This is a genomic window from Clostridium sp. CS001 (assembly GCF_020443565.1).
Taxonomy (GTDB): domain Bacteria; phylum Bacillota; class Clostridia; order Clostridiales; family Clostridiaceae; genus Clostridium_AD.
This window is the reverse complement of sequence record NZ_JAIZZN010000001.1, coordinates 57,370-81,752: the sequence shown is the minus strand read 5'-3', so window position 1 is coordinate 81,752 and position 24,383 is coordinate 57,370. Positions and strand designations below refer to the sequence as shown.

The following is a 24,383-nucleotide window of genomic DNA, read 5'->3' as shown; positions in this document are numbered from 1 at the left end:
ATGGGAATAGTTATAGCAAAGAATTTAAATCTATATTACGGAGTTGTGCAAGCACTGAAAAATGTAAACATTGATATAGAAAAAAATTCTGTTACTGCACTTATAGGACCATCAGGCTGTGGTAAATCAACATTTTTACGTACTATTAACAGAATGAATGATTTAATAGATTCTGTTAAAATAGATGGAGAGGTAATATACGAAGGTAAAAACATATATGGTTCAGATTATGATGTTATAGATTTAAGAAAAAAGATAGGAATGGTATTTCAAAAACCTAATCCTTTCCCTATGTCAATATACGATAATATAGCATATGGTCCAAGAGTTCATGGCCTAACCAATAAGAGTAGACTAGATGAAATTGTAGAGCAGAGCTTAAAGGGAGCTGTGCTTTGGAATGAAGTAAAAGATAGACTTAAAAAGAGTGCACTAGGATTATCTGGTGGACAACAGCAACGTCTATGCATAGCTAGGACTTTGGCTGTAGAACCTGAGGTTTTATTGATGGATGAACCAACCTCAGCATTAGATCCAATTTCAACTTTAAAGGTCGAAGAACTAATGGATGTGCTCAAAAAGAAGTATACAGTTATAATTGTTACACATAATATGCAACAAGCAGGTAGAATTTCTGATAACACGGCATTTTTCTTAAATGGAGAAATAGTTGAATATGGGAAAACAGAAGATATATTTTATAAGCCACAGGATAGAAGAACAGAGGATTATATTACTGGTAGATTTGGCTAAGATATAGTAAGGAAGGTGATTTTATGTCAAGAAAAATATTTGAAGCAAATCTTCAAGGGCTTCACAATGATTTAATTAAAATGGGAAGCATAGTGGAAAAGCAAATTCATGACTGTATAGAGGCTTTAGTTTCTCAAGATACGGAAAAGGCTGAAAAGATAATGAAGGATGATGATATAGTTGATGATTTGGAACGAGAGATAGAAGACAAGGCAATACGGTTAATAGCCATGCAACAGCCCTTAGCAATTGATTTAAGAAATATTTTCACAACAACAAAGATTGTAACGGACCTTGAGAGAATGGCTGACCATGCTGTAGACATCGCTAAAATTACATTGAAATTAAAAGATGAAAAGTATATTAAACAATTAGTAGATATACCAAGAATGGCTGAAATAGTAGTGATTATGATAAGAGATTCTTTGGACGCTTATGTGGCAGGAGATGTTACAAAGGCATATGAAGTTTGCAAACGAGATGATAAAGTAGATATTATATATAAGGAAGTATTCAGAGAACTTCTAAAACTAATGATTGAAAAACCAAGCACAGTAAATCAAGCAACTCAATTTCTATTTATTTGTAAGTTTTTAGAAAGAATTGCTGATCATACAACTAACATATGTGAATGGACAATTTATTTAGTAACTGGAGAAAAAGTTGATTTAAATGAATAGTTTTAAGTGGAAATACAGAAACTACAATATACTTGTATAAGTAAACTTATAAAATATAACGTAACAGGTATTTGTTCAAAATATTGTAGTGGAGCAGTGATTATGAAGAAAAAAATTTTAAAAACTTTTTCAATAATCTTTTGTATTTGTTTGGTAACGATGAATTCAGGATGTAAAAAGGATGCTAATCCAAAAGAAAAACAATCCAAAGCTATTAAAATAATGTGCGAAGATACAGTGATTCCAATGGTAAATGACTTAGTAAAGGATTATAATCTAAATAATGACCCTATAGTCACAGTGGAATCCGCTACAAGAGAAAATGCTTTTGATAAATTACATAATTCTGAAGTGGATGTGCTAATTGGATATGGAAAGCCAAATGATAAAGGAATTGATTCTCAAGCATTAGCTTTTGATGGAGTGGCAATTATTGTTAATCCTAGTAATAAGTTAGATAGTATAAGTACTCAAGAATTAAAGCAAATATATATTGGTAACATAGCAAATTGGGAAAAATTAAATGGAGAATCAAAAGCTATAGTACCTGTAGCTTTAAAAAACAACTTAAATTTAATTAAGCAACAATTTGATATGGCAATAATGGATGTTCCTGTAAAAGAAGAAATGAGTAACAGTATAAAATACGTAGCTAGTATTGAAGAAATGAAAAATTTTGTTGCTAAAGACAAAAATGCTATAGGTTTTATACCAGGACAGTGGTATAATAAAGAGAATAAATTTTTAAAAATAAGTGGTATTGAAATTACGATATCAAATATTAAAAATGAACTTTATACTTTAAGGTTCCCAATAAATATTTATTATTCTAAAGAGAAAAAAGATAGTTTAAAGGATATTTTTCAGTATTTTAAAAGTGATGATGGTAAGAAGATTATAAGAAAATATTGCATCGAAGCATTTTAATACCTCCTTTTTAGGGGGTATTTTTATGCAATAGTAATGAGTAGACAGAAATTAAGGCATATAGTACATGAGATGTAAAAAAACGCAAGATTGTCTATATATACTTATTTTTCTGCTTATAAAGGCTAATATCGTTGACTTAGGTATTTAATTCATGTAATATAACTTAATGGAATACTATAATTTATTAATAAAAATTAGAGTTTTTTAATTGAGCTACTATAAATTGAATATTATAAAGTTTACATTGTAAATTATGGTGATATTTAATTTTAATATAATGTCTATAATTCCTCATAAAACCTTTTAGATGAAAGTTATTGTAAAACAGGAGGTTAAGATGAAAAATCAAATAGCTAAAATACTTCCAGGAAGTATTGCGAAAGAAAATGAGTTAGAAGTGGGAGATAGATTAATTAGTATAAACGGCAATGCTGTAGTAGATATTATAGATTATAAGTTTTTAATTACAGATGAACTTATTCAGATCAAGATTGAAAAAGCAGATGGCAGGATACGGGACATACAGATTGAGAAGGATTATGACGAGGATTTAGGAATCGAATTTGTTGATGTTATGCTAGATAAGCCAAAGAGTTGTCATAATAAATGTATATTCTGCTTTATTGACCAATTGCCAGAAGGAATGAGGGAAACTTTATATTTTAAAGATGATGATTCCAGGTTATCCTTTTTTCAAGGTAATTTTGTAACATTAACGAATATGAAGGAAGAGGACATAGATAGGATAATTAAATATAAGATAAGCCCTATTAATGTTTCAGTTCACACCACAGATCCAGAACTTCGAAAGATAATGCTAAATAATAAATTTGCTGGCAACGTATATGATAGATTAAAGAGGCTAGCGGATGCGTCCATTAAAATTAATTGCCAGGTAGTTTCGTGTCCTGGTATTAATAATGGAAAAGAGCTAATAAAAACAATCGAGGATTTGTATAAACTTTATCCAAGTATTGAAAATTTGGCAGTTGTACCAGTTGGAATAACAAAGTTTAGAGAAGGCTTATTTAATTTAAAATTATACGATAGGGATACTGCCGTGCAAGAAATTGAAGGCGTAAAAGAATTACAACAAAAATACATGAGTGAAATAGGCTCGCCTTTTATAAGGTTGTCAGATGAATTCTACGTTACAGCACAAATGGATGTGCCAGATGAAGAGTTTTATGATGGTTATGATCAGTTAGAAGACGGCATAGGTATGATAAGATTGCTTAGGAATGTTATAGATAATGACATAGAAGATCTTAATCTTAATAATAGCGGAAGTTTTACCTTTATAACAGGACAATCCGCTTATGAAGAAATACTAAAGATTGCTAGAAAAATTACTAAACATAATAATAAAATTATTATTGATGTTAAAAAGATAGTAAACAATTTTTTTGGAAAAACTATTACAGTAGCTGGTCTTTTAACAGCGAAGGACATAATAGAGCAACTTAAGCATGAAAAGCTAGGAGAATATTTAATAATTCCTATAAATATGCTGAAAAGAGGATATGAACTAGGTAGTAATGAAGAACAAGTATTCTTAGATAACATTACGATAGGCGATTTAGAAAAAAGCTTAAATAAAAAAGTTTTAATATGTGATTACACAGGAGAAGATTTAATCCATATAATAAACCAAAATAGTCGGGAGGAAGAATAATGGCAAAACCAATAGTAGCAATAGTAGGAAGACCTAATGTAGGTAAATCAACCTTATTTAATAAATTAGCAGGTAGAAGAATATCAATAGTCGAAGATACACCAGGCGTAACAAGAGACAGAGTTTATGCGGACGCAGAGTGGCTTAGACATAACTTTACAATAATTGATACAGGTGGTATTGAAGTCGAAAGTCAAGATATTATTTTATCTCAAATGAGAAGACAGGCGCAAATAGCTATAGAAACAGCTGATGTTATTGTGTTTATTGTAGACGGAAAGCAAGGACTTACAGGTTCAGATTATGAAGTTGCTCAAATGCTTAGACAAAGCAAAAAACCAATAGTGCTAGTGGTAAATAAAATAGATCATCTTGAGTTAGAGGCTAATGCATTTGAATTTTATAATTTGGGTATAGGAAATCCTTGGGCTATTTCTGCAACACAAGGTCTAGGGCTTGGAGATATGCTGGATGAAATAGTATCACATTTTGAAAATGTATATTCAAATACAGAAAATGAAGAATATATTCAAGTTGCAGTGGTAGGTAAGCCTAACGTTGGTAAATCATCATTGATAAATAGAATGCTTGGAGAAGAAAGAAATATAGTAACGGATATTGCAGGTACTACAAGAGATGCAATTGATAGTAAATTAGAAACAGCGGAAGGTAAATTTATTCTTATTGATACAGCTGGAATAAGAAGGAAAAGTAAAGTAGAAGAAGGAATTGAAAGATATAGTGTTATTAGATCTTTAGCTTCTGTTGAGAGAGCCGATGTAGTTATTCTACTACTGGATGCTACGGAGAACTTAAGTGATCAAGATGAGAAAATTATAGGTTATGCTCATGAGATGAAAAAAGCTATTATAGTTATAGTAAACAAATGGGATCTTATTGAAAAAGATGAGAAAACTATGCTTGAATATAAAAAGAAATTACAAGCAGGATTAAACTTCATGGCATATGCACCTTATTTATTTATATCTGCTAAAACTGGCCAAAGAGTACATAAAATATTATCGCTAGTTAAAGAATGTTATGATAATTCTTCAAAGAGAATTTCTACTGGTATACTTAATGAGGTTATAAATAAGGCTGTATTAATGAATGAACCTCCAACGGTAGCCCTTAAGAGATTAAAGATATTCTATGTTACTCAAGTAGATACACAGCCACCAACATTTGTATTTTTCGTAAATAATCCAAACTTATTACATTTCTCTTATGAAAGATATTTAGAAAACCAATTGAGAAATGCTTTTGAATTTAGTGGAACAGGAATAAGACTTTTATTTAGGGAAAGGAAGGAATAGAATGTCAAAGGTTGCTTTTTTAGGTGGTGGAAGCTTTGGTAGCGCACTCGGTGTTATGCTTGCCAAAGCAGGAATGGAAGTTAATATATGGGATAGAAAACTTAGTGTTATTAACGATATTAACATTAAGAGGGAAAACATTAAATACTTACCTAACGTTATCATACCAGTAGGAGTGACAGCATTTATTGACATAGAAAAGGTTATATGTGATAGCACTATAATTGTATTGGCAGTTCCATCCCATGTAATAAGAGATATAAGTAAGATGATAGCACCTTACTTAAAGAAAGATCAAATTGTGGTTAGTATTGCAAAAGGAATTGAAGAAGGCTCATTTAAAAGAATATCAGAAGTTATAGAAGAGGAGCTCCCAAGTAACCCTATAGTAATACTTTCAGGTCCTAGCCATGCAGAAGAAGTTGCATTAGATATACCTACTACAGTAGTAGTTACATCTAAAAATATGGAATATGCAAAAATTGTTCAGGATGTATTTATGACTAGTAAATTTAGAGTCTACACTAATGAAGATATTATTGGTGTAGAGATAGGTGGAGCAGTTAAAAATATTATTGCCTTGGCAGCGGGTGTGTCTGACGGTATTGGCTTCGGAGATAACTCTAAAGCCGCACTGATGACAAGAGGAATGAGCGAAATCATAAAAATTGGAATTGCACTTGGAGGTAAAACTGAAACCTTCTATGGGTTAACGGGTATGGGTGACCTTATAGTAACTTGTACTAGTATGCATAGTAGGAATAGAAGGGCTGGTATTCTCATTGGAAAGGGCGCTTCTATGGAAAAAGCCAGTGAAGACGTAGGAATGGTAGTTGAGGGTATAAAAGCTACAAGAGCCTTTTATAAACTTAAAGAAAAACTGAAAATTTCTATGCCTATTACAGATGTATTATACAAAGTGTTATTTGAAGGTAAAGATGCTAAATATGGGGTATATGAATTGATGTCAAGAAATAAAAAGGACGAAATTTAAAGCTATATCCATAAATTGTTACTAGCTGACCTAATATTTCATTAGAATGTTAATGAAATATTAGGCTTTTTTTATATATTTTTAATCTATTGTAATAATTTATTACTTCCTAAAATATATTTATAATGTTAGTAATAAGTATTGGGAGGGTATATCTTGGATAATTTTGATATATACAAAGATATAGCGGAGAGGACACAAGGGGATATTTATGTAGGTGTTGTGGGTCCCGTAAGGACTGGGAAATCAACCTTTATAAAAAGATTTATGGAACTCATGGTAATTCCTAAAATAGACAATCCTCATAAAAAAGAAAGAGCAAAAGATGAACTTCCTCAAAGTGGTTCGGGGAAAGCAATTCATACTACTGAACCTAAATTCGTACCCAACGAAGCAGTTGAAATTGACTTTGAAGGCGGAACCAAATTTAAAGTTAGAATGGTGGATTGCGTTGGTTACATTGTTAAAGGAGCGCTTGGATACGCTGAAGGGGAGACACCTAAGATGGTTACAACTCCTTGGTATGATTATGAGATTCCATTCGAGGAAGCAGCAGAACTTGGAACAAAAAAAGTAATAAATGAACATTCAACTATTGGCCTTTTAATAACTACAGATGGATCAATTACAGGAATCGAAAGAAATGAATACTTAGAGGCAGAAGGAAGGGTAGTTGATGAACTTAAATCCATTAATAAGCCTTTTATAATGGTGTTAAACTCTAAAAATGTAAATGCTCCTGAAACAGAAATTTTAGCAAGAGAGTTAGAGGAGAAATATGATGTTCCAGTTCAGGCTATGGATGTTCTAAATATGAAAGAAGAGGATATAGCAAGCATATTCCAAAGGGTTCTTAAAGAATTCCCAGTTAAAGAAATTAACATAGATATGCCAGAATGGATTGAAAACTTAAGCTCTAAACATTGGGTAAAAATTAATTTTATGAAGTTCTTAAAGGATATGTGTAAGGATATTTTTAAAGTTAGAGATATAAATAAATCTCTTCTTAGCTTTAAAGAAGTAGAATTTTTAGATTCTGCAATACTTAATGAAATGAATATGGGCGAGGGGACTGCTAGAGTTAATATAGTTCCTAAGCATGAATTATTTTACAGGATATTAGGTGAAACTTGTGATTGTGAAATAAAAGGAGAAAGTGACTTGTTAACACTAATGGGTGAGTTTTCTAAAGCTAAAGTTGAATATGATAAAATTGCAGAGGCATTAAGGGATGTTAAGGAAAAAGGCTATGGACTTGTAGCACCACAGCTTTCAGAAATAACCTTAGAAGAGCCTGAGAGAATACAGCATGCTGGTAGATATGGAGTTAAATTAAAGGCCTCAGCACCTTCTCTTCACTTTATAAAAGCAGATATACAAACAGAAATATCGCCTATTATGGGTACTGAAAAACAAAGCGAAGATTTCTATGAATCCATACTAGAGCATTTTGAGAAAGATAAATCTCAAATTTGGAAGAGTAATATGTTTGGCAAATCACTAGAAGAGCTGGTTAAAGAAGGACTTCAAAATAAGTTGTTTAAGATGCCTGATGATGTCCAAGTAAAAATACAAAAGACACTACAAAGAATTATAAATGAAGGTAATGGAAGCTTAATATGTATCATATTATAATAATATTTTATTCTAAGTAGTAGCTTTGAGTTATAAGAGGATTTCTTGTAACTCAAAGCTAATTTTTATGATATAATAAAGCTAAGTTAATACATATTATGCAAGGGGGATATTATTATGGGAATGAGTATGCTAGGAGGTCTATTTAGTATAGTTAATTTAATTTTTATGCTTTCGATGCTGGGTGTTAGCATCTATACATTTATACTATTTGTAAAACTTGCCCACAGGGGAATAGAGGCACTTGATATTTACATAAATGAAAAAAATAAGAATACTGAGAATTTTAAATAGAAATAATATTTAAAAAGAAGCTTAGAAGTAGGCTTTTTTTTATTAATAATGAAATGAGGGATAATATTGAAAAATTTAAAGACAAATGCTATGAGAATTGTTGAAAAAGCAGGAATTTCCTATGATACGCATTCCTATGATCATAGCGACGGAATAATTGATGGTATTTCTGTTGCTAAAAAAATAGGGAAACCAGAAGCAATGGTATATAAAACACTTGTGACACAAGGAAGCAGCAAAGAATACTATGTTTTTGTCATTCCTGTTACTGCTGAGCTGGATTTGAAAACAGCGGCAAGAGTGGTTAGTCAAAAATCTATTGAGATGATTAAAACTATAGATATTAATAGGATTACAGGTTATGTTCGTGGAGGGTGTTCGCCAATAGGAATGAAAAAAGAGTATAAGACTGTTTTAGATATCTCATGCATGGATCATAATACATTAATTATAAGTGCTGGGAAAATAGGTAATCAAATTGAATTATCACCTAAGGATTTAATCAGTCTAAGCAATTGTTTAGTGGAAAATATTATAATTAAGGGTATAAAAAACTGAAATATGAGAATCTTTTCAAGATTAATAATAAAGGGCAAAGTGGATAGTTTGAATTTTTTAAAAAGTCTAGTACATTATAAAAAAGACAAAGGATTTTCGTTGGAAATAAAGAACTTGAAGCTAATTATTTTAGGTAACTTTTACCGAGAATAATTTTCTAAACCCCCTTGTTTTATAGGAAAATGACGTTTTGAATAATAAAAAAATCATTATAAGATATATTTTTTGATAAAATTCTTCAATTTTTTCTTCCCATGAGTTTAAATTTGTGGTAAACTTACAATTGTCACAGAGTTATTATTTATAAGTACTCTGATAGGGGCGCAGCTAAAATGAATAATCAATGTTGTGTTTTTATCAAATCTAAGGAGGAAAAAAATATGAAAAATCTAATGAGTAAGTGGAATCAAATGAGCCTTGTAAAACGAATAATTATAGGTTTAATTATTGGTATTATATTAGCTGTAGCGGTTCCGAAACAAGCACAACCTGTCATTATTTTTGGTTCTTTATTTGTAGGTGCTCTGAAAGCGATTGCACCAATATTAGTATTCTTCCTGGTAATGTCTGCTATCTCTCAACATAGAAGTGGTCATCAAACCAATATGAAATCGATTATAGTCCTTTATCTTTTAGGGACATTCTTAGCTGGGCTTGTGGCTGTTATTGCAAGTTTTATTTTCCCAGTAGTATTAACACTTTCAGTAGCGGGAGCTGATAACATAGCACCACCTGGTGGTATCGTAGAAGTTCTCAAAGCATTATTACTTAATGTTGTTGATAACCCAGTAAAGGCGCTTTTCAATGCCAATTATATTGGGATATTATCGTGGGCAGTAGTTCTTGGTTTTGCCTTGAAAAATGCACCTGATACTACAAAAGTTATGATTACAAATTTTTCAGATGCATTAACTCAAATGGTTAAATGGGTAATTAATTTTGCACCACTTGGAATCATGGGCCTTGTATTTGATGCTATTGCTACAAGTGGAGTTGGAGCAATACTAAGTTATGGACGTTTACTTGCAGTTCTTCTTGGTTGTATGGTGTTTGTGGCACTTGTTGTCAATCCAATTATTGTGTACATCAATATTCGTCAAAACCCATACCCACTTGTGTTTAAATGTTTAAGGGAAAGTGGTATTACAGCATTCTTTACACGTAGCTCAGCTGCAAACATTCCTGTAAATATGACATTGTGTGAAAAACTAGGATTAGATAAAGATACGTATTCAGTATCAATTCCATTAGGTGCTACCATCAATATGGCTGGTGCAGCTGTTACTATTTCTGTTTTGACACTTGCAGGAGTTGCAACACTTGGTATTAAAGTGGATATACCTACTGCAATAATCCTTAGTGTACTTTCTGCTGTATCTGCTTGCGGTGCTTCAGGAGTAGCTGGTGGATCACTATTATTAATCCCTCTAGCTTGTAGCTTGTTTGGAATTCCAAATGATATCGCTATGAAGTTAGTTGGTGTAGGCTTTATAGTAGGGGTTATACAAGACTCTGCTGAAACTGCACTTAACTCTTCTACAGATGCACTTTTCACAGCAACAGCTGAATTTGCTAAGTGGCGTAAAGAAGGAAAGAAAATAGTTATTCCTAAATAGAAATTAAATTAGGTGGTGTATTTACACCAAGTAGGCTCTCTATTCGCAGTTTATAATTTGCGATGGAGGGCCTTCTTTTTTTAATAAGTAATTATTTCTAAAAATTTAGTATATAATCATATTAGGGAGTTAAATAAAATTGACTTGTTATTTATTTTAATGTCCTTTATTATATAGAAAAGCGGTTCAAAAATAAACTATAAGGTGTGTTGTGAAATGGAAGAACTAATGAAAGCAATTGATGAAATGTTGGAACAAGATATTATAAAAATAATTCTTAGTAATAAAACTAATAAGGACGTAGAGTATAATAAAATAACTTTTACATTAAAGGAAGATAAGGTAAAGCAATATTATCAGATAGAAAAATGTACTGATAAGCAAGTGTTCCATGAAAATATAGATAAAGATATTTTAAAAGAAAAACTTTTAGAATGTGCCTCATCTAATTATAAACAAATTGATGCGTGGGCAAGCGCAACTACATTTGATCTAAGAATATCTAAAAAAGGCAAAGTTCATTTAGGTAAGAAAAAAGGTGACAATGTATCAATTGTTAATAAAGGACATAATAAAGAAAAAAATTATATTCTTAAAGAGGGTATGATAATAGAACCTCTTATAGATTTAGGCATTTTTACAAAGGAAGGTAAAGTTGTTAATTCAAAATATGACAAGTATAAGCAAATAAATAGGTTTGTTGAAATTATTGATGATGAAATTAAGAAAAATGATTTTAAAGAACTTACTATATTAGATTTTGGATGTGGTAAATCCTATTTAACATTTGTATTATATTATTACTTTGTGGAAATTAAAAAAATCAATGTAAAAATGATAGGTCTGGATCTTAAAGATGATGTAATTAAGAAATGTAATGACATAGCTAGAAGATATAATTATGAAAATTTGAATTTTGAACTTGGGGATATAAATGGATTTAAATATAACAATAACGTTGATATGGTAATCACATTGCATGCCTGTGATACAGCTACTGACTATGCTTTATATAATGCAATAAAGTGGAATAGTAAAATGATATTTTCTGTTCCTTGTTGCCAACACGAGTTTAATGGACAAATTAAAACAGAATCATTATCTATATTAACAAAGTATGGAATAGTGCAAGAAAGAGTCTCAGCACTTATGACTGATGCAGTGAGAGCTAATCTTTTGGAAAGTGTAGGCTACAAAACGCAACTTCTAGAATTTATAGATATATCACATTCCCCTAAAAACTTATTGATAAGAGCATCAAAATCCAATACATCAAATGATCAAAAGAATAAAGCTTTAACTGAAGTTAATTCTTTAATGAAGGAATTTAATTTAAATCCAACATTATATAATTTATTGAAAAAGGATAATTTAATTTAATATGGGTAAAATAAAGTGGCCGTCGCAATCCGATTTTTATCGTTTTGCAACGGCCACTTTATTTTTTTTACATGATGAGCTTATCTTAGTACCAGCCTCTCAACTTCATTACATCTGCCACTTTTTTAACTGAAATCATATAAGCAGCTTCTCTGATTGTTACATTGTATTCTTCTTTCATTTCCCAAATATCGTTGAATGCATCCATCATTATAACTTCTTGTTTCTCTTCTACTTCTTTTTCTGACCAATAGTATCCGTATCTATTTTGTACCCACTCAAAGTAAGAAACTGTAACTCCACCAGCATTTGTAAGTATATCTGGAGTAACTACTATTCCTCTTTCTTTTAGTATTGCATCTGCCGCTGGAGTGATAGGTCCGTTTGCAGCTTCACATACTAACTTAGCATTAATAACTTTAGCTTCTTTCTCTTGAATTGCATTTTCAAGAGCTGATGGTACAACTATATCAACTTTTAATGCCCAGAATTCTTCTAAAGAAATTTTCTTTGCATTTGGATAATCAACAAGATTCTTGTGCTCATCTATATAATTTGCCATATCTTGATAGTTTAATCCACCTTCATTGTATATAGCATAAGTACCAACTGATGGAGCCCACTCTGCAAGTGCAACAATTTTAGCTCCTTGACGCTCTATATTTTTAACTGTATATCTACCAACATTTCCAAATCCTTGGATTGCAACTGTTGCTTTAGTAATATCAATTCCTACTTTTTTAGCAGCTTCTCTAGCTATTACACTAACACCAAATCCTGTTGCTTCGTTTCTACCTTGGGATCCACCCCATGGAACTGGCTTTCCAGTGATTACGCCCATGTTATTTTGTCCTGTTAATTTTATATACTCGTCCACCATCCAAGCCATTACTTGACCATTACTTCCAACATCTGGTGCAGGTATGTCAATTTTTTCTCCAATATATTTGTAGATACCTTGCACATATCCTCTAGATAATCTCTCTAATTCCCCTTTTGATAATGCAAGTGCATCAGCTGTGATTCCACCCTTTGCTCCGCCATAAGGAACTCCCATTACGCCACACTTGAACGTCATCCATACAGATAATGCTTTTACCTCATCTGGATTTACACCTGGATGAATTCTAATACCACCTTTTCCAGGTCCTATAGCATCATTATGTAATGCTCTATACCCTTTGAAAGTTTTTAGTGTTCCGTTATCCATTCTAACTGGAATTGAAACCTCAATCATTCTTTTTGGTTCCTTAAGTAATTCAAAAACCTCTGCATCAAGATTCAGTGCATCACAAGCTTTTTGTACTTGGGATTGTGCTGCCTCTAACGGATTTAGATTTTCTTTTGACATAATATAAAACCTCCTAGCTTTATAATATAATATACTTGTTCCACTACATACTTTAACATATTGTAAGCGTAAATCCAAGTGCGCATACTCAATAATATAAGTCAATCATAAAATTATAAAATTATAAAATTATAAAATTATCTCAAAATATAAAAATGATATGATCTTTTTATGGCACGGAAAGAAATCAACAGCTATATTTTGAGCCTATTCACACACTTAGGTATCTACCCTGGACAGCAATACAACGCACTCCACATGAAATGTCTGTGGGAACATGTCAACTGGTTGTATTTCGGTTACTTTATAACCATGCTTTGTTAAGTAGCTAAGATCACGCTCTTGTGTTGTAGGATTGCAGGATATATATATTACCTTTTTTGGTCCTAGCTTAACAAGTGAAGATAAAAACTTTTCATCACTGCCACTACGAGGAGGGTCCATAAATACTGTATCAATATTTTGTTTTTTTGCTGCAAGGTCAATCATGAAATTACCAGCATCATCATTATAAAATATGGTATTAGTAACTTTATTTCTTTTTGCGTTGCGAGTTGCATCGCTCACTGCATCTTTGTTTAATTCTACTCCAATGACATGTTTAACTTTACTGCTGACAATTAGTGATATTGTACCGATGCCACAATAGGCATCAAGAACAACTTCATTTCCATTTAATCTTGCCATTTCAATTGCGGTGCCATATAGAATTTCAGTTTGTATTGGGTTTATTTGATAAAAGGACTTTGGTGAAATTTGAAATACACATCCACATAAAGTATCTTCAATATATCCTTTTCCAAATAGTACTTTTTCTGTGATGCCAAGAACAACACTGGTTTTGCGATTATTAATATTCATAACAATTGTAGTAATTTGTGGGTGCTCTTTAAGCAATGCTTTAACAAAGTTGTTTTTGCCAGGAAATACTTGAGATGCTACAACTAGTACAACCATTACTTCCTTGCTTACAAATCCTGTTTTAACTAGGATATGACGCAAAAATCCTTCTTCAGTGTTCTCATTGTAGGGCTTCATTTTAAAACTCTTCATAAGTTCTCTTATAGATGATATGATGTCATCTGCAGGCTTACCTTGAATGATGCACTGATCAATTGGGATAACTCTATGGGTATGTTCCTCGTAAATTCCTGATATGATTTTTTTCTTTTGATCATACGCAACTGTAGAATGAACTTTATTACGATAAAAATATGGATCTTCCATACTCAATATTTCGCTTACTTTTCCATAGGTACTCATAAGTTTTTCTACACTATTTTGCTTAAATTTTGCTTGACCTTTATTTGATAAATGTTGCAATTGACAAGCGCCACATTCATGGAAGTATGAACACTTGGGAACAACCCTATCTTTTGACTTTTCTACAATTCGAAGCACTTTTGCAGTTATAAAATTTTTCTTTCGAAGGACTTCTACCATTGCAGTTTCTCCAGGAATTAGATTTGGAACGTGGATTTCTTGACCTTTAATCCTAATAATTCCTTTTCCATCCTCATCTATTGAAATGCAGTTTACTTTTATTTGCTCGTTACTCATATTTTCACCTTTCCTTATGTACTTAAATGTCTTATGGCCCCTAGGGCTAGTATTTTAAACTCTATTCTTATAAATTATAGCACAGATTAATTTAATTAGAATCAAGTTTATGGTATACTTCTAATATAATCAAATTATTCTATAAATTATATTGCAGCGAAAAACGAATAAGCAGTAAGCTTGCCAAAATGAAGTCTTTATAAAAAAACTATTTAATCCGAAGGAGCGAACAAAATGATTTATATAAAAAATGATTCAAATAACCCACATTTTAATTTGGCTTTAGAAGAATACTTTTTAAAAACATTTAATGGAGAGGAATATTTCATTCTTTGGCAAAATGAACCTGCCATAATAATTGGAAGAAATCAGAATACTATAGAAGAAATTAATAAAGATTATGTAGAAAAAAACAATATAAAAGTAGTTAGACGTCTCTCAGGTGGGGGGGCTGTATATCATGATTTGGGGAACTTAAACTTTACTTTTATTGTACAAGCAAATAAGACTAATGTAAATAACTTCAAGAAGTTCACAGACTCAATAGTAGATAGTCTAGATAAAATAGGTATAAAGGCAGAATTTACTGGGAGAAATGACATTACTATAGAAGGTAAAAAGTTTTCTGGAAATTCGCAATATTATTGTAAAGATAGGCTTTTACACCATGGCACAATCTTATTTAACTCTGATCTTTCTGTGGTACAAAATGCATTGCAAGTAAAAGCTTCCAAAATAGAATCAAAAGGTATTAAATCAGTGAAGAGCAGAGTAACAAATGTTTACCCTTATTTGACGGAGAAAGTTTCTGTAAAGGAATTTAAAGAGATTCTTCTTCATTCTATTTTTGAATATAAGGATGTTCCTTACAAAGAATACGTATTACAGCAAAGTGACATAGATAAAATTCAGACTATGGCAGATGAAAAATATGCAACTTGGGACTGGACCTATGGAAAATCACCAAAGTTTAATATGGAGAAGAGTAAAAGGTATCCTTTTGGTGAATTGAATATTAAGCTGGATGTAAAAGATGGAAAAGTAGAGTCTATGGGTATATATGGAGACTTTTTTGCGAATAAAGATTTATCAAATCTGGAGAAGAGTTTCATAGGAGTTAATTTTGAAGAAGAAAGCGTACTAGCTGTAATTAAAGGATTACAACTTCAAGAGTATATTCAAGGTATAACAAATGAGGACTTTATAGACTGTATGTTTTACTAATAAAACATAGAAGTTTAAAAAAAGAGACATCTATAGATTTGCGTAATGCAAATGTATAGATGTTCTTTTACATGATATTAAACTTTGAAAATGTGAATTATACATAGGCAGTATGTTAGGAGGGAGATATGTATAAAATATTGTTAGTAGATGATGAAGAAGAGGTAAGGAAAGGTATAATACAAAAAATAAAATGGGAAGATTATGGTTTTGAATTAGTAGGAGAAGCTGAAAATGGCAGAGAAGCTTTAGAAATGTCAGAAAAGTATACTCCAGATGTAGTTATAACAGATATTAAGATGCCTTTTATGGATGGACTTAAGCTTTCTGAGGAATTAAGGAAAAAGTTTCCCACAATTAAAATAATAATTCTAACTGGTTTTGATAAATTTGAATATGCACAAAAGGCAGTAAATTTAAATGTTGTGGAATATGCTCTAAAGCCCGTTTCATCAAAAGAGTTAATTGAAGTACTTTTAAGGGTTAAGGATCAGATTGATGAGGAAACCTTAAAGAAAAGAGATATGGAAGTTCTAGAGGAGTATTATCTAAAGAGTTTGCCTATTTTAAAAGAAAAATTTCTTGCTTATTTGATTACAAGCAAGCTAAGCAAAGAAGAAATAGAAAAAAAATGCAATGATTACAATATTAATTTAAATGGAAATCACTTTGTTGTATCGGCTATTAGTATTGATCATAGGGTTACGTATAAAGATTTGAAAATCGATAATAGGAAGGAACTAGATTTAAGTAGATTTGCTGCTCTTAACATAATAGAAGAAATTCTTTGCAAAAATGATAGGGGCACCGTTTTTATACATAACGATTTGATTGTATTAATTAGCGTATGTTTGGAAAATGACAGAGATTCTATATTTTACAAGGTACAAGTTACACTTGAAGAAATAAGACAAAGTATTGAAAAGTATTTAAAACTTACCGTTACAATTGGTCTTGGAACAATTATAAATGATGTTTCTTATGTATCTGATTCTTATCAGAATGCTATTCTTGCATTGGATTACAGATTTATCATGGGTAATAATAGAATTATTTGGATAGAAGATATTGAGCCAAGCAGTAAAGAAAAAATAGTTTTCGATGAAGTTATGGAGCATGACCTTAGAAGTGCCATAAAAACTGGAACAGAAAAAGAAATTATTGAAACAATAGACGGGTTGTTCTACGAACTTTTAAATATAAAGGTTCCATTTAAAAATTTTCAAGTATATTTATTAGAAATTCTTACCACTATAATCAAAACAGCAGAAAGCTTAAATGTGGATTTAGTATATGTTTTTGGAGAAAGTTATAATTTATTTGTGGAACTATATGAATTAAAAGATATAAATCAGGTTAAGAATTGGTTTGAATATATTTCCCTCAAAATAATGAATTACATTACAAAAGATAGGCAAGATAGCTGCACTCTTTTAGTTGAAAAAACAAAAGCATATATTAATAAATATTATAGTGATAGCAGTTTAACCATTAATACTCTTTGTAAGTATTTATATATAAGTCCTACATATTTTAGTTTTATTTTTAAAAGAGAAACGAAGATGACATTTATAAGTTACTTAACTAAAATTAGAATGGATGCTTCAAAGGAGTTAATCAAGACCACAAAAATGAAATCATTTGAAATTGCATATAAAGTCGGATATTCAGAACCAAATTATTTTAGTTACTGCTTCAAGAAACATTTTGGAATTTCACCATCTGAGTATAGAAATAGCTAAAGAATGATTATTAATACATGAGGGGGTGAAATTTTGAAAAACAGAATAAAAAGATTTTTGAAGAAACCATATAATACTATGATCACATCATTTAAAGTTAGGGGAATACAATTTATTATTACAATATCATTTACACTAATTTCCGTTCTGGCTATGCTGTTTGTTGGAATTGTAATTTATAATAAATTTTCTATTTCTTTAGAAAATAATGCTACCTTGAGTACAAAACAATTAGTTGATCAGGTAAATTCAAATATTGAGTACTATTTAAAGAGTACTAAGGAAGTATCAAATTTATTGGATAAGAATATTTATTTAAATCAAGATATTCCAAATAGTAAATTACAAGATCAAATGAATGTAATACAAAATATTAGGGGAGATATTGCAAGTCTTGCAGTATTTTCAGATAAAGGTGAACTTATAATTAAATCTTCTAACTTAACATTAAAGGATAAGGTAAATGTCATTGATCAGGATTGGTTCAAATCAGCATTAAATAAATCAGATAACCTAATGTTTTCATTACCCCATGTTCAAAATATTTTTAATGGAAAGCATGATTGGGTTGTTTCATTAAGTAGAGCTATATATTTTCACGAAGGGAATCAAAGAGTACGAGGGGTGCTTTTAGTTGATATGAATTACAGTACAATAGGGCAACTTTGTCAAAACATATCTATAGGTAAAAGAGGTTATATTTATATTGTTGATTCCGATAATAACATAATATATCATCCGGAACAGCAGCTCATTAACATTGGTTTAAAATCTGAAAATCGTGAGGATTACTTGGGGAGTTATTTGGAAGATTCCCAGGAGGGAAAGCAATTGATTACAATTAAAACAGTGAATTATACTAACTGGAAGGTTGTAGCGGTAGCATATATGTCAGAGATATTGGATTTTAAAAAAACTAGTGCTAACTTTATAGGATGGATTTTATTTGTTTCTATAATACTAATTATCTTTATATTTGGTTTTATATCAGCTAAAATTTCACAGCCAATAAAACAATTAGAGGAATCCATGAAGATGGTAGAGGCAGGGGACTTTGACATATATATCGAGGTTAAAGGTGAGGATGAGGTTGAAAGATTAGCAACAGCCTTTAACTTAATGATTTCTAAAGTTAGGTATCTTATGGGACAAATAGTAATTGAGCAAGAAGCAAAAAGAAAAAGTGAATTAGACGCTTTGCAATCTCAGATTAATCCACACTTTTTATACAATACCTTAGACTCAATAGTTTGGATGGCTGAAAACGAGAAAAACGAGGGTGTAATAACAATGGTAACTTCACTTGCTAAACTATTTAGAATAAGTATAAGCAGGGGTAAAAATATTATTACAGTTGGAGAGGAAATAGAACATGCAAAAAATTACTTGATAATTCAAAAGGTTAGGTATAAAAACAAATTTGAGTTTGAAATTATAATACAAGAAGAAGTGCTGAAATATAAAACACTAAAGCTAATATTACAGCCACTTATAGAAAACTCAATTTATCATGGCGTCGAGTACATGGTAGATGAAGGTCTTATAAGGATATCAGCTTCAATTACTGATGGTAAGTTACTGTATGAGATATACGACAATGGCCTTGGAATTGAGACAGAAAAGTTAAAGAATCTACTAGAGTATAAGTCAAAAGACAATGCCTGGTCAGGAGTTGGGGTAAAAAATGTACATGAGAGAATTCAGCTAACCTATGGAGCTGAATTCGGGCTTGAAATACAAAGTGAAATTGAAGAGGGAACTACAATTAAAATTTGGTTACCTCTTAAAGAAGAATAGAGCTGAGGTGCTTAAAGATGAGTAAAAAAAATGTATTAATAGTTTTTTTGATTTTTATACTCCTTATATCGCCATTTTTATTTGGGATTGTAAGTTTAAGTACTAAAGGAGAGGAAGAGCCGAAAAAGATATCATTAATTTTAAAAACTCAAAGTGGAGACTATTGGAGAAATGTTAGAATGGGTGCAGAGGTTGCCTCTAGAGAATTTAATGTAAAGGTGGACTTTACTTCTGCTAGCGATGAAAGTGATGTTGATGGGCAAATATCTCTTGTGAATGCAGCTATTGAAAGAAAAATAGACACTTTGATATTGTCACCAAGTGATTACAATGACCTTGCTAGCGTAACTCAAAAGGCTATAAGTAATAAAATACCAGTATTAATTATAGATAGTAAATTAAATAATGATAAAACTAGTAGTTATATAACTACAGATAATGTTAAGGCAGGAAAAATTGCAGGTGAAAAACTTGTTTCACTATGTGATGCAAACTCACGAATTGCTATTATTAATTATATTGAGGGATCTAGTAATAATAAGGAAAGGGAAGAGGGATTGTGGTCCATAATTTCAAAACATCAACAATTAAAAGTTGTATATAGTGATTATGTATCACCAGATTCAATGAGCGCATCAGTACTTACAAAAAAACTTGTTTTAGGAGATGCTAAAGTTAATACTATTATAGCATTAAATTATATAAGCTCTATTGGGGTAGCAGAGGCTATTGATGAAATAGGATTTGCCGGCAAAGTAAATGTAATTACCTTTAACAATACTCTTGAAGCAATAGAATTTTTAGAAAGAGGTACAATACAAGCAACTGTTACTCAGAGTCCTTTTGGTATGGGTTATTTAGCAGTTAAGTATGCGGCTTTAAATTTGCAAAATAAGAAAATACCAAAGTATGTTGACACTGGGGTAGTTGTAATTGATAGGGATAATATGTATAACAAAGAAAATCAAAAAATATTATTTCCTTTTACACAATAAATATATATAAAAATATATAGGAGAATTCTAATGAATAATGTTAAAAAGATTATAGTAGTTTTGGTAATTACAGTTAGTATAGCAGTTATTTTTAAATCATGTATAAACAGTGAAACTTATTCAAAGGCTGGATATAAGGGAGGATTACCGAAAGTAGGTGCAACTATATACAAATATGATGATGAGTTTATGTCCTACATACGAAATTCAATGGAGAATGATGCATATGGACGGATAGCACTTAATATGAACGATTCTCAAAATGATCAAATCCTACAACTCCATCAAGTAGATGAAATGATTTCAAAGGGAGTTAAGGCATTAGCAATAAATTTGGTGGATCCAAAAGCCGCTCAAGTGATAATTGATAAAGCAAAGGAAGCTAGCTTACCAATAATATTTTTTAATAAAGAGCCAGAAGCATCAGTATTAAACAGTTATGATAAAGTGTGGTTTGTAGGGACTGATTCAAAAGAATCTGGTATTTTGCAAGGTAAAATGATAGTAGATCTTTGGAATCAAAACAAGAGTAGCTGGGATAAAAATCAAGATGGTAAACTTTCATATGTAATATTAAAAGGAGAACCAGGCCATCCTGATGCAGAGGCTCGGACAAAGTATGCACTAGAAGAAATTAAAAAATCAGGTATCTCCGTTGAAGAATTAGCTGGTGGGACGGCTATGTGGGATGCTGCAAAGGCAAAGGAAAAAATGGATGGATGGATATTAAAATTTAATGATAGAATAGAATTCGTAATTTCTAACAATGATGTTATGGCCCTGGGTGCATTAGATTCTTTAGAAAAAGCAGGATACTTATCCGAAAATAAATTTATACCTGTAGTTGGATTAGATGCCATTCCAGATGCTGTTAAAAGGATAAAAGAAGGTACAATGGTTGGTACAATATTAAATGATGCAAATAATCAAGGCAAAGCAATAATTGATTTAGTTACAAATGCTGCAAATGGCAAGAATATTCTTAGTGGAACCTCTTGGAAGATAAATAACAATAAATATATACGTATTCACTACGTAACTATAGTAAAGGATAATACAGACATAGCAGAGCAAGCGTACAAGTAATTGCTAATAAAATTTAATAAGTACCATAGGATTTCAATATATTATAGTAGAATTTTGTATTAATAATAAATGTATTGGATGTTATTATTAATATAAGTTAACGTTTACATTGAAATTTAAAGGGGGAAAAATAATGAAAAAGTCAATTACAATGATTTTAGCAGCAGCAATGGTTACATCAATGCTAGTAGGTTGTTCAACTAAAACGGAAACAGGCGGTGACGCTAAAAAATTATCTGTTGGATGTACAATTTACAAATTTGATGATACATTTATGACAGGAGTTCGTAATGCAATTACTACTGCGGCAAAAGATACCGATGTAACTGTAGAGGTTGTTGACAGTGCAAATGCCACTACTACTCAAAATGATAAAATAGATATGTTCATAACAAAAAAAGTACAAGCGCTACAAATCAATCCTGTAGATCCTACAGCAGCTGGTGCTATTATCACTAAAGCAAAGAATGCCAACATTCCTGTTGTTTTCTTTAATCGTGTACCAACATCTGATGACATGAATAGTTGGGATAAACTTTATTATGTAGGAGCAGACCCTAAGCAATCAGGAACAATGCAAGGTAAGGTTTTAGCTGATTATTGGAAAGCACATCCAGAACTTGATACCAATAAAGATGGAATTATGGATTTTGTAATGATGACTGGTGAACCAGGGAATTCTGATGCTATTGCAAGAACAAAGTTCTCTATTGAGGAAATAAATGCTCAAGGAATAAAAACTAATCAAGTAGCTACTGATACAGGTATGTGGGATCTTTCTAAGGCACATGATAAAATGCAATCAATAATAGCAGCTCAAGGTAATAAAATAGAAGCAGTATTAGCTAATAATGATGACATGGCTCTTGGATGTATATCTGCATTAAAATCTGCTGGATACTTTACAGGTGGTAAGTATATGCCAGTTGTTGGTGTTGATGCTACAGCACCTGGAATTGCAGCTTTAACTGATGGAACTTTACTTGGAACAGTACTTAACGATGCTAAAAATCAAGGAATTGCAACTTTCAAAGTTTCACAATTACTTGCGCAAGGCAAGGTTCCAACTACTGAAACTATAGGTTATACTCTTACAGACAATAAATATGTATGGGTAGACTATAAAATAATAACTAAAGACAATATTGCAGATGCTAAATAAGCTTTTACATTTATAATTTAAGATGATTTTTTAAACGAGTAAGGTACAATAGGCTTCCTATTGTACCTTACTCATAAGTAAGCTATGCAGGAGGCGTTACAATGATAGAAAATGAATGTTTGCTGGAATTAAATAATATATCTAAAGAGTTTCCTGGGGTAAAAGCATTAGATAATGTAAGCCTTAAAGTGCGAGCTGGTAAGGTACATGCATTAATGGGCGAAAATGGTGCAGGGAAATCAACACTTATGAAATGCATTTTTGGGATATATGTGCAAGACGCTGGAGAAATATTATTAAATGGTAAAAAGATAGAAACTAAAAGCTCAAAGGATGCTTTAAACCTTGGAATCGCAATGATTCATCAGGAACTTCATCCAGTTAAATATCGTAATGTAATGGAAAATATGTGGCTAGGCCGCTTGCCAATGCATGGGATTGGACCTTTCAAATTAGTTGATGAGAAAAAAATGTACAAGGACACTCAAGAACTTTTCAAAAGACTTGGACTTAATGTTAATCCTAATACAATAGTAGATACTCTATCTGTTTCTATTGTACAACAAATGGAAATAGCAAAGGCTGTTTCGTATAATGCAAAAGTAATAATTATGGATGAACCTACATCATCTCTTACAGAAAATGAGGTAGAGCATTTATTTAGAATAATACGCGACTTGCAAAAACAGGGAGTTGCTATAGTTTATATATCACACAAGATGGAAGAAATCTTGAAGATTTCTGACGAAGTATCAATTATGAGAGATGGTAAAATGGTTGGAACTTGGGATGCTAAAGAACTAACTACCGATGTTATAATTAAAAAGATGGTAGGGCGTGATATGACTAATAGATTTCCTGAAAGATTCAACGTGCCTGGCGAGGAAGTATTAAGGATTGAAGACTTCACTTCACCATTCCCACTATCATTTCAAAACGTTTCCTTTAATTTAAGGAAAGGAGAAATACTTGGAGTAGGTGGACTTGTGGGAGCTCAAAGAACAGAGCTTATGGAGGCAGTTTTTGGACTTAGAAGTTTGGAATCAGGTAAGACTTTTATAAAAGGTAAAGAAGTTAAAATTAAATCGCCAATTGATGCTAAAAAATATAATATGGCATTACTTACTGAGGAACGTCGGGCAACAGGTATTTTTCCCGTATTGTCTATTGTGGAAAATACAGTAATAGCAAATCAACCTAAGTATTTAAACAAGATTGGAATTTTAAACGACAAAATGCGTAAAAGTGATTCAATTAAAAGTATAAAGCAGCTAAATATCAAAACACCTTCATACAAAGAACTTATACGAAATTTATCAGGAGGTAACCAACAAAAGGTACTGCTTGCCAGGTGGCTTCTTACAGAACCAGAGATATTAATTCTTGATGAACCTACACGGGGCATAGATGTGGGTGCTAAATACGAGATTTATACAATTATTACTGAACTTGCAAAACAAGGTAAAAGTATTATTATGATATCTTCTGAAATGCCTGAACTCTTGGGTATGTCAGATAGAATAATGGTAATGTGTGAGGGACATCTTTCAGGTATTGTGGATGGAAGAACTGCCTCGCAAGAAGATATAATGCTACTTGCAAGTAAGTACATGCAATAGTTAGGGGGAAAGATAA

Annotated in this window: 20 protein-coding genes; 18 read left to right on the top strand and 2 right to left on the bottom strand. The window is 31.4% G+C overall.

Annotated features, from left to right (window positions below; all coding sequences use genetic code 11):
• The 11 genes from pstB to LGK97_RS00320 all read left to right on the top strand — a co-directional run bounded on the left by pstB (position 1) and on the right by LGK97_RS00320 (position 11,831).
• Entirely contained in the window at positions 1 to 753 is a 753-nt protein-coding gene (gene pstB, locus LGK97_RS00370) for a phosphate ABC transporter ATP-binding protein PstB (RefSeq protein ID WP_226257749.1), read from the top strand.
• A gap of 23 nt (positions 754 to 776) precedes the next feature.
• Positions 777 to 1,433, top strand: a complete 657-nt coding sequence (gene phoU, locus LGK97_RS00365) for a phosphate signaling complex protein PhoU (protein ID WP_226257748.1) — start codon at positions 777 to 779, stop codon at positions 1,431 to 1,433.
• 102 nt (positions 1,434 to 1,535) lie between these two features.
• Entirely contained in the window at positions 1,536 to 2,360 is an 825-nt protein-coding gene (locus LGK97_RS00360) for a substrate-binding domain-containing protein (RefSeq protein WP_226257747.1), read from the top strand.
• A 340-nt stretch (positions 2,361 to 2,700) separates the two neighbouring features.
• Positions 2,701 to 4,038 carry a DUF512 domain-containing protein gene (locus LGK97_RS00355; protein WP_226257746.1) on the top strand — a complete coding sequence of 446 codons (1,338 nt, stop codon included), beginning with the start codon at positions 2,701 to 2,703 and terminating at the stop codon, positions 4,036 to 4,038.
• A complete protein-coding gene (gene der, locus LGK97_RS00350) occupies positions 4,038 to 5,354 on the top strand; it encodes a ribosome biogenesis GTPase Der (RefSeq protein WP_226257745.1) in 1,317 nt (438 codons plus the stop codon). Before LGK97_RS00355 ends, der begins: the two co-directional genes overlap by 1 nt.
• Position 5,355: 1 nt before the next feature.
• Positions 5,356 to 6,348 (top strand): NAD(P)H-dependent glycerol-3-phosphate dehydrogenase, encoded by a 993-nt coding sequence (locus tag LGK97_RS00345; protein ID WP_226257744.1) that lies wholly within the window; start codon positions 5,356 to 5,358, stop codon positions 6,346 to 6,348.
• Positions 6,349 to 6,504: 156 nt separating this feature from the next.
• The gene (gene spoIVA, locus LGK97_RS00340) at positions 6,505 to 7,983 is read left to right on the top strand and encodes a stage IV sporulation protein A (RefSeq protein ID WP_226257743.1); all 1,479 of its coding nucleotides are present in this window, start codon (positions 6,505 to 6,507) and stop codon (positions 7,981 to 7,983) included.
• A 117-nt stretch (positions 7,984 to 8,100) separates the two neighbouring features.
• Positions 8,101 to 8,277, top strand: a complete 177-nt coding sequence (locus LGK97_RS00335; protein WP_226257742.1) for a hypothetical protein — start codon at positions 8,101 to 8,103, stop codon at positions 8,275 to 8,277.
• Between the two features lie 63 nt (positions 8,278 to 8,340).
• Positions 8,341 to 8,835, top strand: a complete 495-nt coding sequence (gene ybaK, locus LGK97_RS00330; protein WP_413228406.1) for a Cys-tRNA(Pro) deacylase — start codon at positions 8,341 to 8,343, stop codon at positions 8,833 to 8,835.
• 380 nt (positions 8,836 to 9,215) lie between these two features.
• On the top strand, positions 9,216 to 10,451 hold the full coding sequence (gene sstT, locus LGK97_RS00325) for a serine/threonine transporter SstT (protein WP_226257740.1): 1,236 nt from the start codon (positions 9,216 to 9,218) through the stop codon (positions 10,449 to 10,451).
• A gap of 216 nt (positions 10,452 to 10,667) precedes the next feature.
• Entirely contained in the window at positions 10,668 to 11,831 is a 1,164-nt protein-coding gene (locus tag LGK97_RS00320; RefSeq protein WP_226257739.1) for a class I SAM-dependent methyltransferase, read from the top strand.
• Positions 11,832 to 11,916: 85 nt separating this feature from the next.
• Here LGK97_RS00320 and LGK97_RS00315 read toward each other — a convergent pair whose 3' ends face one another.
• Entirely contained in the window at positions 11,917 to 13,182 is a 1,266-nt protein-coding gene (locus LGK97_RS00315; protein WP_226257738.1) for a Glu/Leu/Phe/Val family dehydrogenase, read from the bottom strand.
• Positions 13,183 to 13,401: 219 nt separating this feature from the next.
• Positions 13,402 to 14,742 carry a 23S rRNA (uracil(1939)-C(5))-methyltransferase RlmD gene (gene rlmD / locus LGK97_RS00310; protein ID WP_226257737.1) on the bottom strand — a complete coding sequence of 447 codons (1,341 nt, stop codon included), beginning with the start codon at positions 14,740 to 14,742 and terminating at the stop codon, positions 13,402 to 13,404.
• Between the two features lie 234 nt (positions 14,743 to 14,976).
• Here rlmD and LGK97_RS00305 point away from each other — a divergent pair, with 234 nt between their 5' ends.
• From LGK97_RS00305 to LGK97_RS00275, 7 genes are all read left to right on the top strand, one after another.
• Positions 14,977 to 15,966, top strand: coding sequence for a lipoate--protein ligase (locus LGK97_RS00305; protein ID WP_226257736.1), 990 nt, complete (start codon positions 14,977 to 14,979; stop codon positions 15,964 to 15,966).
• Between the two features lie 128 nt (positions 15,967 to 16,094).
• Positions 16,095 to 17,708: a response regulator gene (locus LGK97_RS00300; RefSeq protein WP_226257735.1), complete on the top strand. Its 1,614-nt coding sequence runs from the start codon at positions 16,095 to 16,097 to the stop codon at positions 17,706 to 17,708.
• 33 nt (positions 17,709 to 17,741) lie between these two features.
• The gene (locus LGK97_RS00295) at positions 17,742 to 19,505 is read left to right on the top strand and encodes a sensor histidine kinase (RefSeq protein WP_226257734.1); all 1,764 of its coding nucleotides are present in this window, start codon (positions 17,742 to 17,744) and stop codon (positions 19,503 to 19,505) included.
• Positions 19,506 to 19,522: 17 nt separating this feature from the next.
• Positions 19,523 to 20,500, top strand: coding sequence for a substrate-binding domain-containing protein (locus tag LGK97_RS00290; protein WP_226257733.1), 978 nt, complete (start codon positions 19,523 to 19,525; stop codon positions 20,498 to 20,500).
• 30 nt (positions 20,501 to 20,530) lie between these two features.
• Positions 20,531 to 21,586, top strand: coding sequence for a galactose ABC transporter substrate-binding protein (locus LGK97_RS00285; protein WP_226257732.1), 1,056 nt, complete (start codon positions 20,531 to 20,533; stop codon positions 21,584 to 21,586).
• Positions 21,587 to 21,719: 133 nt separating this feature from the next.
• Complete coding sequence (locus LGK97_RS00280) at positions 21,720 to 22,748, top strand: galactose ABC transporter substrate-binding protein (protein WP_226257731.1); 1,029 nt, start codon at positions 21,720 to 21,722, stop codon at positions 22,746 to 22,748.
• Between the two features lie 101 nt (positions 22,749 to 22,849).
• A complete protein-coding gene (locus LGK97_RS00275; RefSeq protein WP_226257730.1) occupies positions 22,850 to 24,367 on the top strand; it encodes a sugar ABC transporter ATP-binding protein in 1,518 nt (505 codons plus the stop codon).
• Positions 24,368 to 24,383 lie beyond the last annotated feature (16 nt).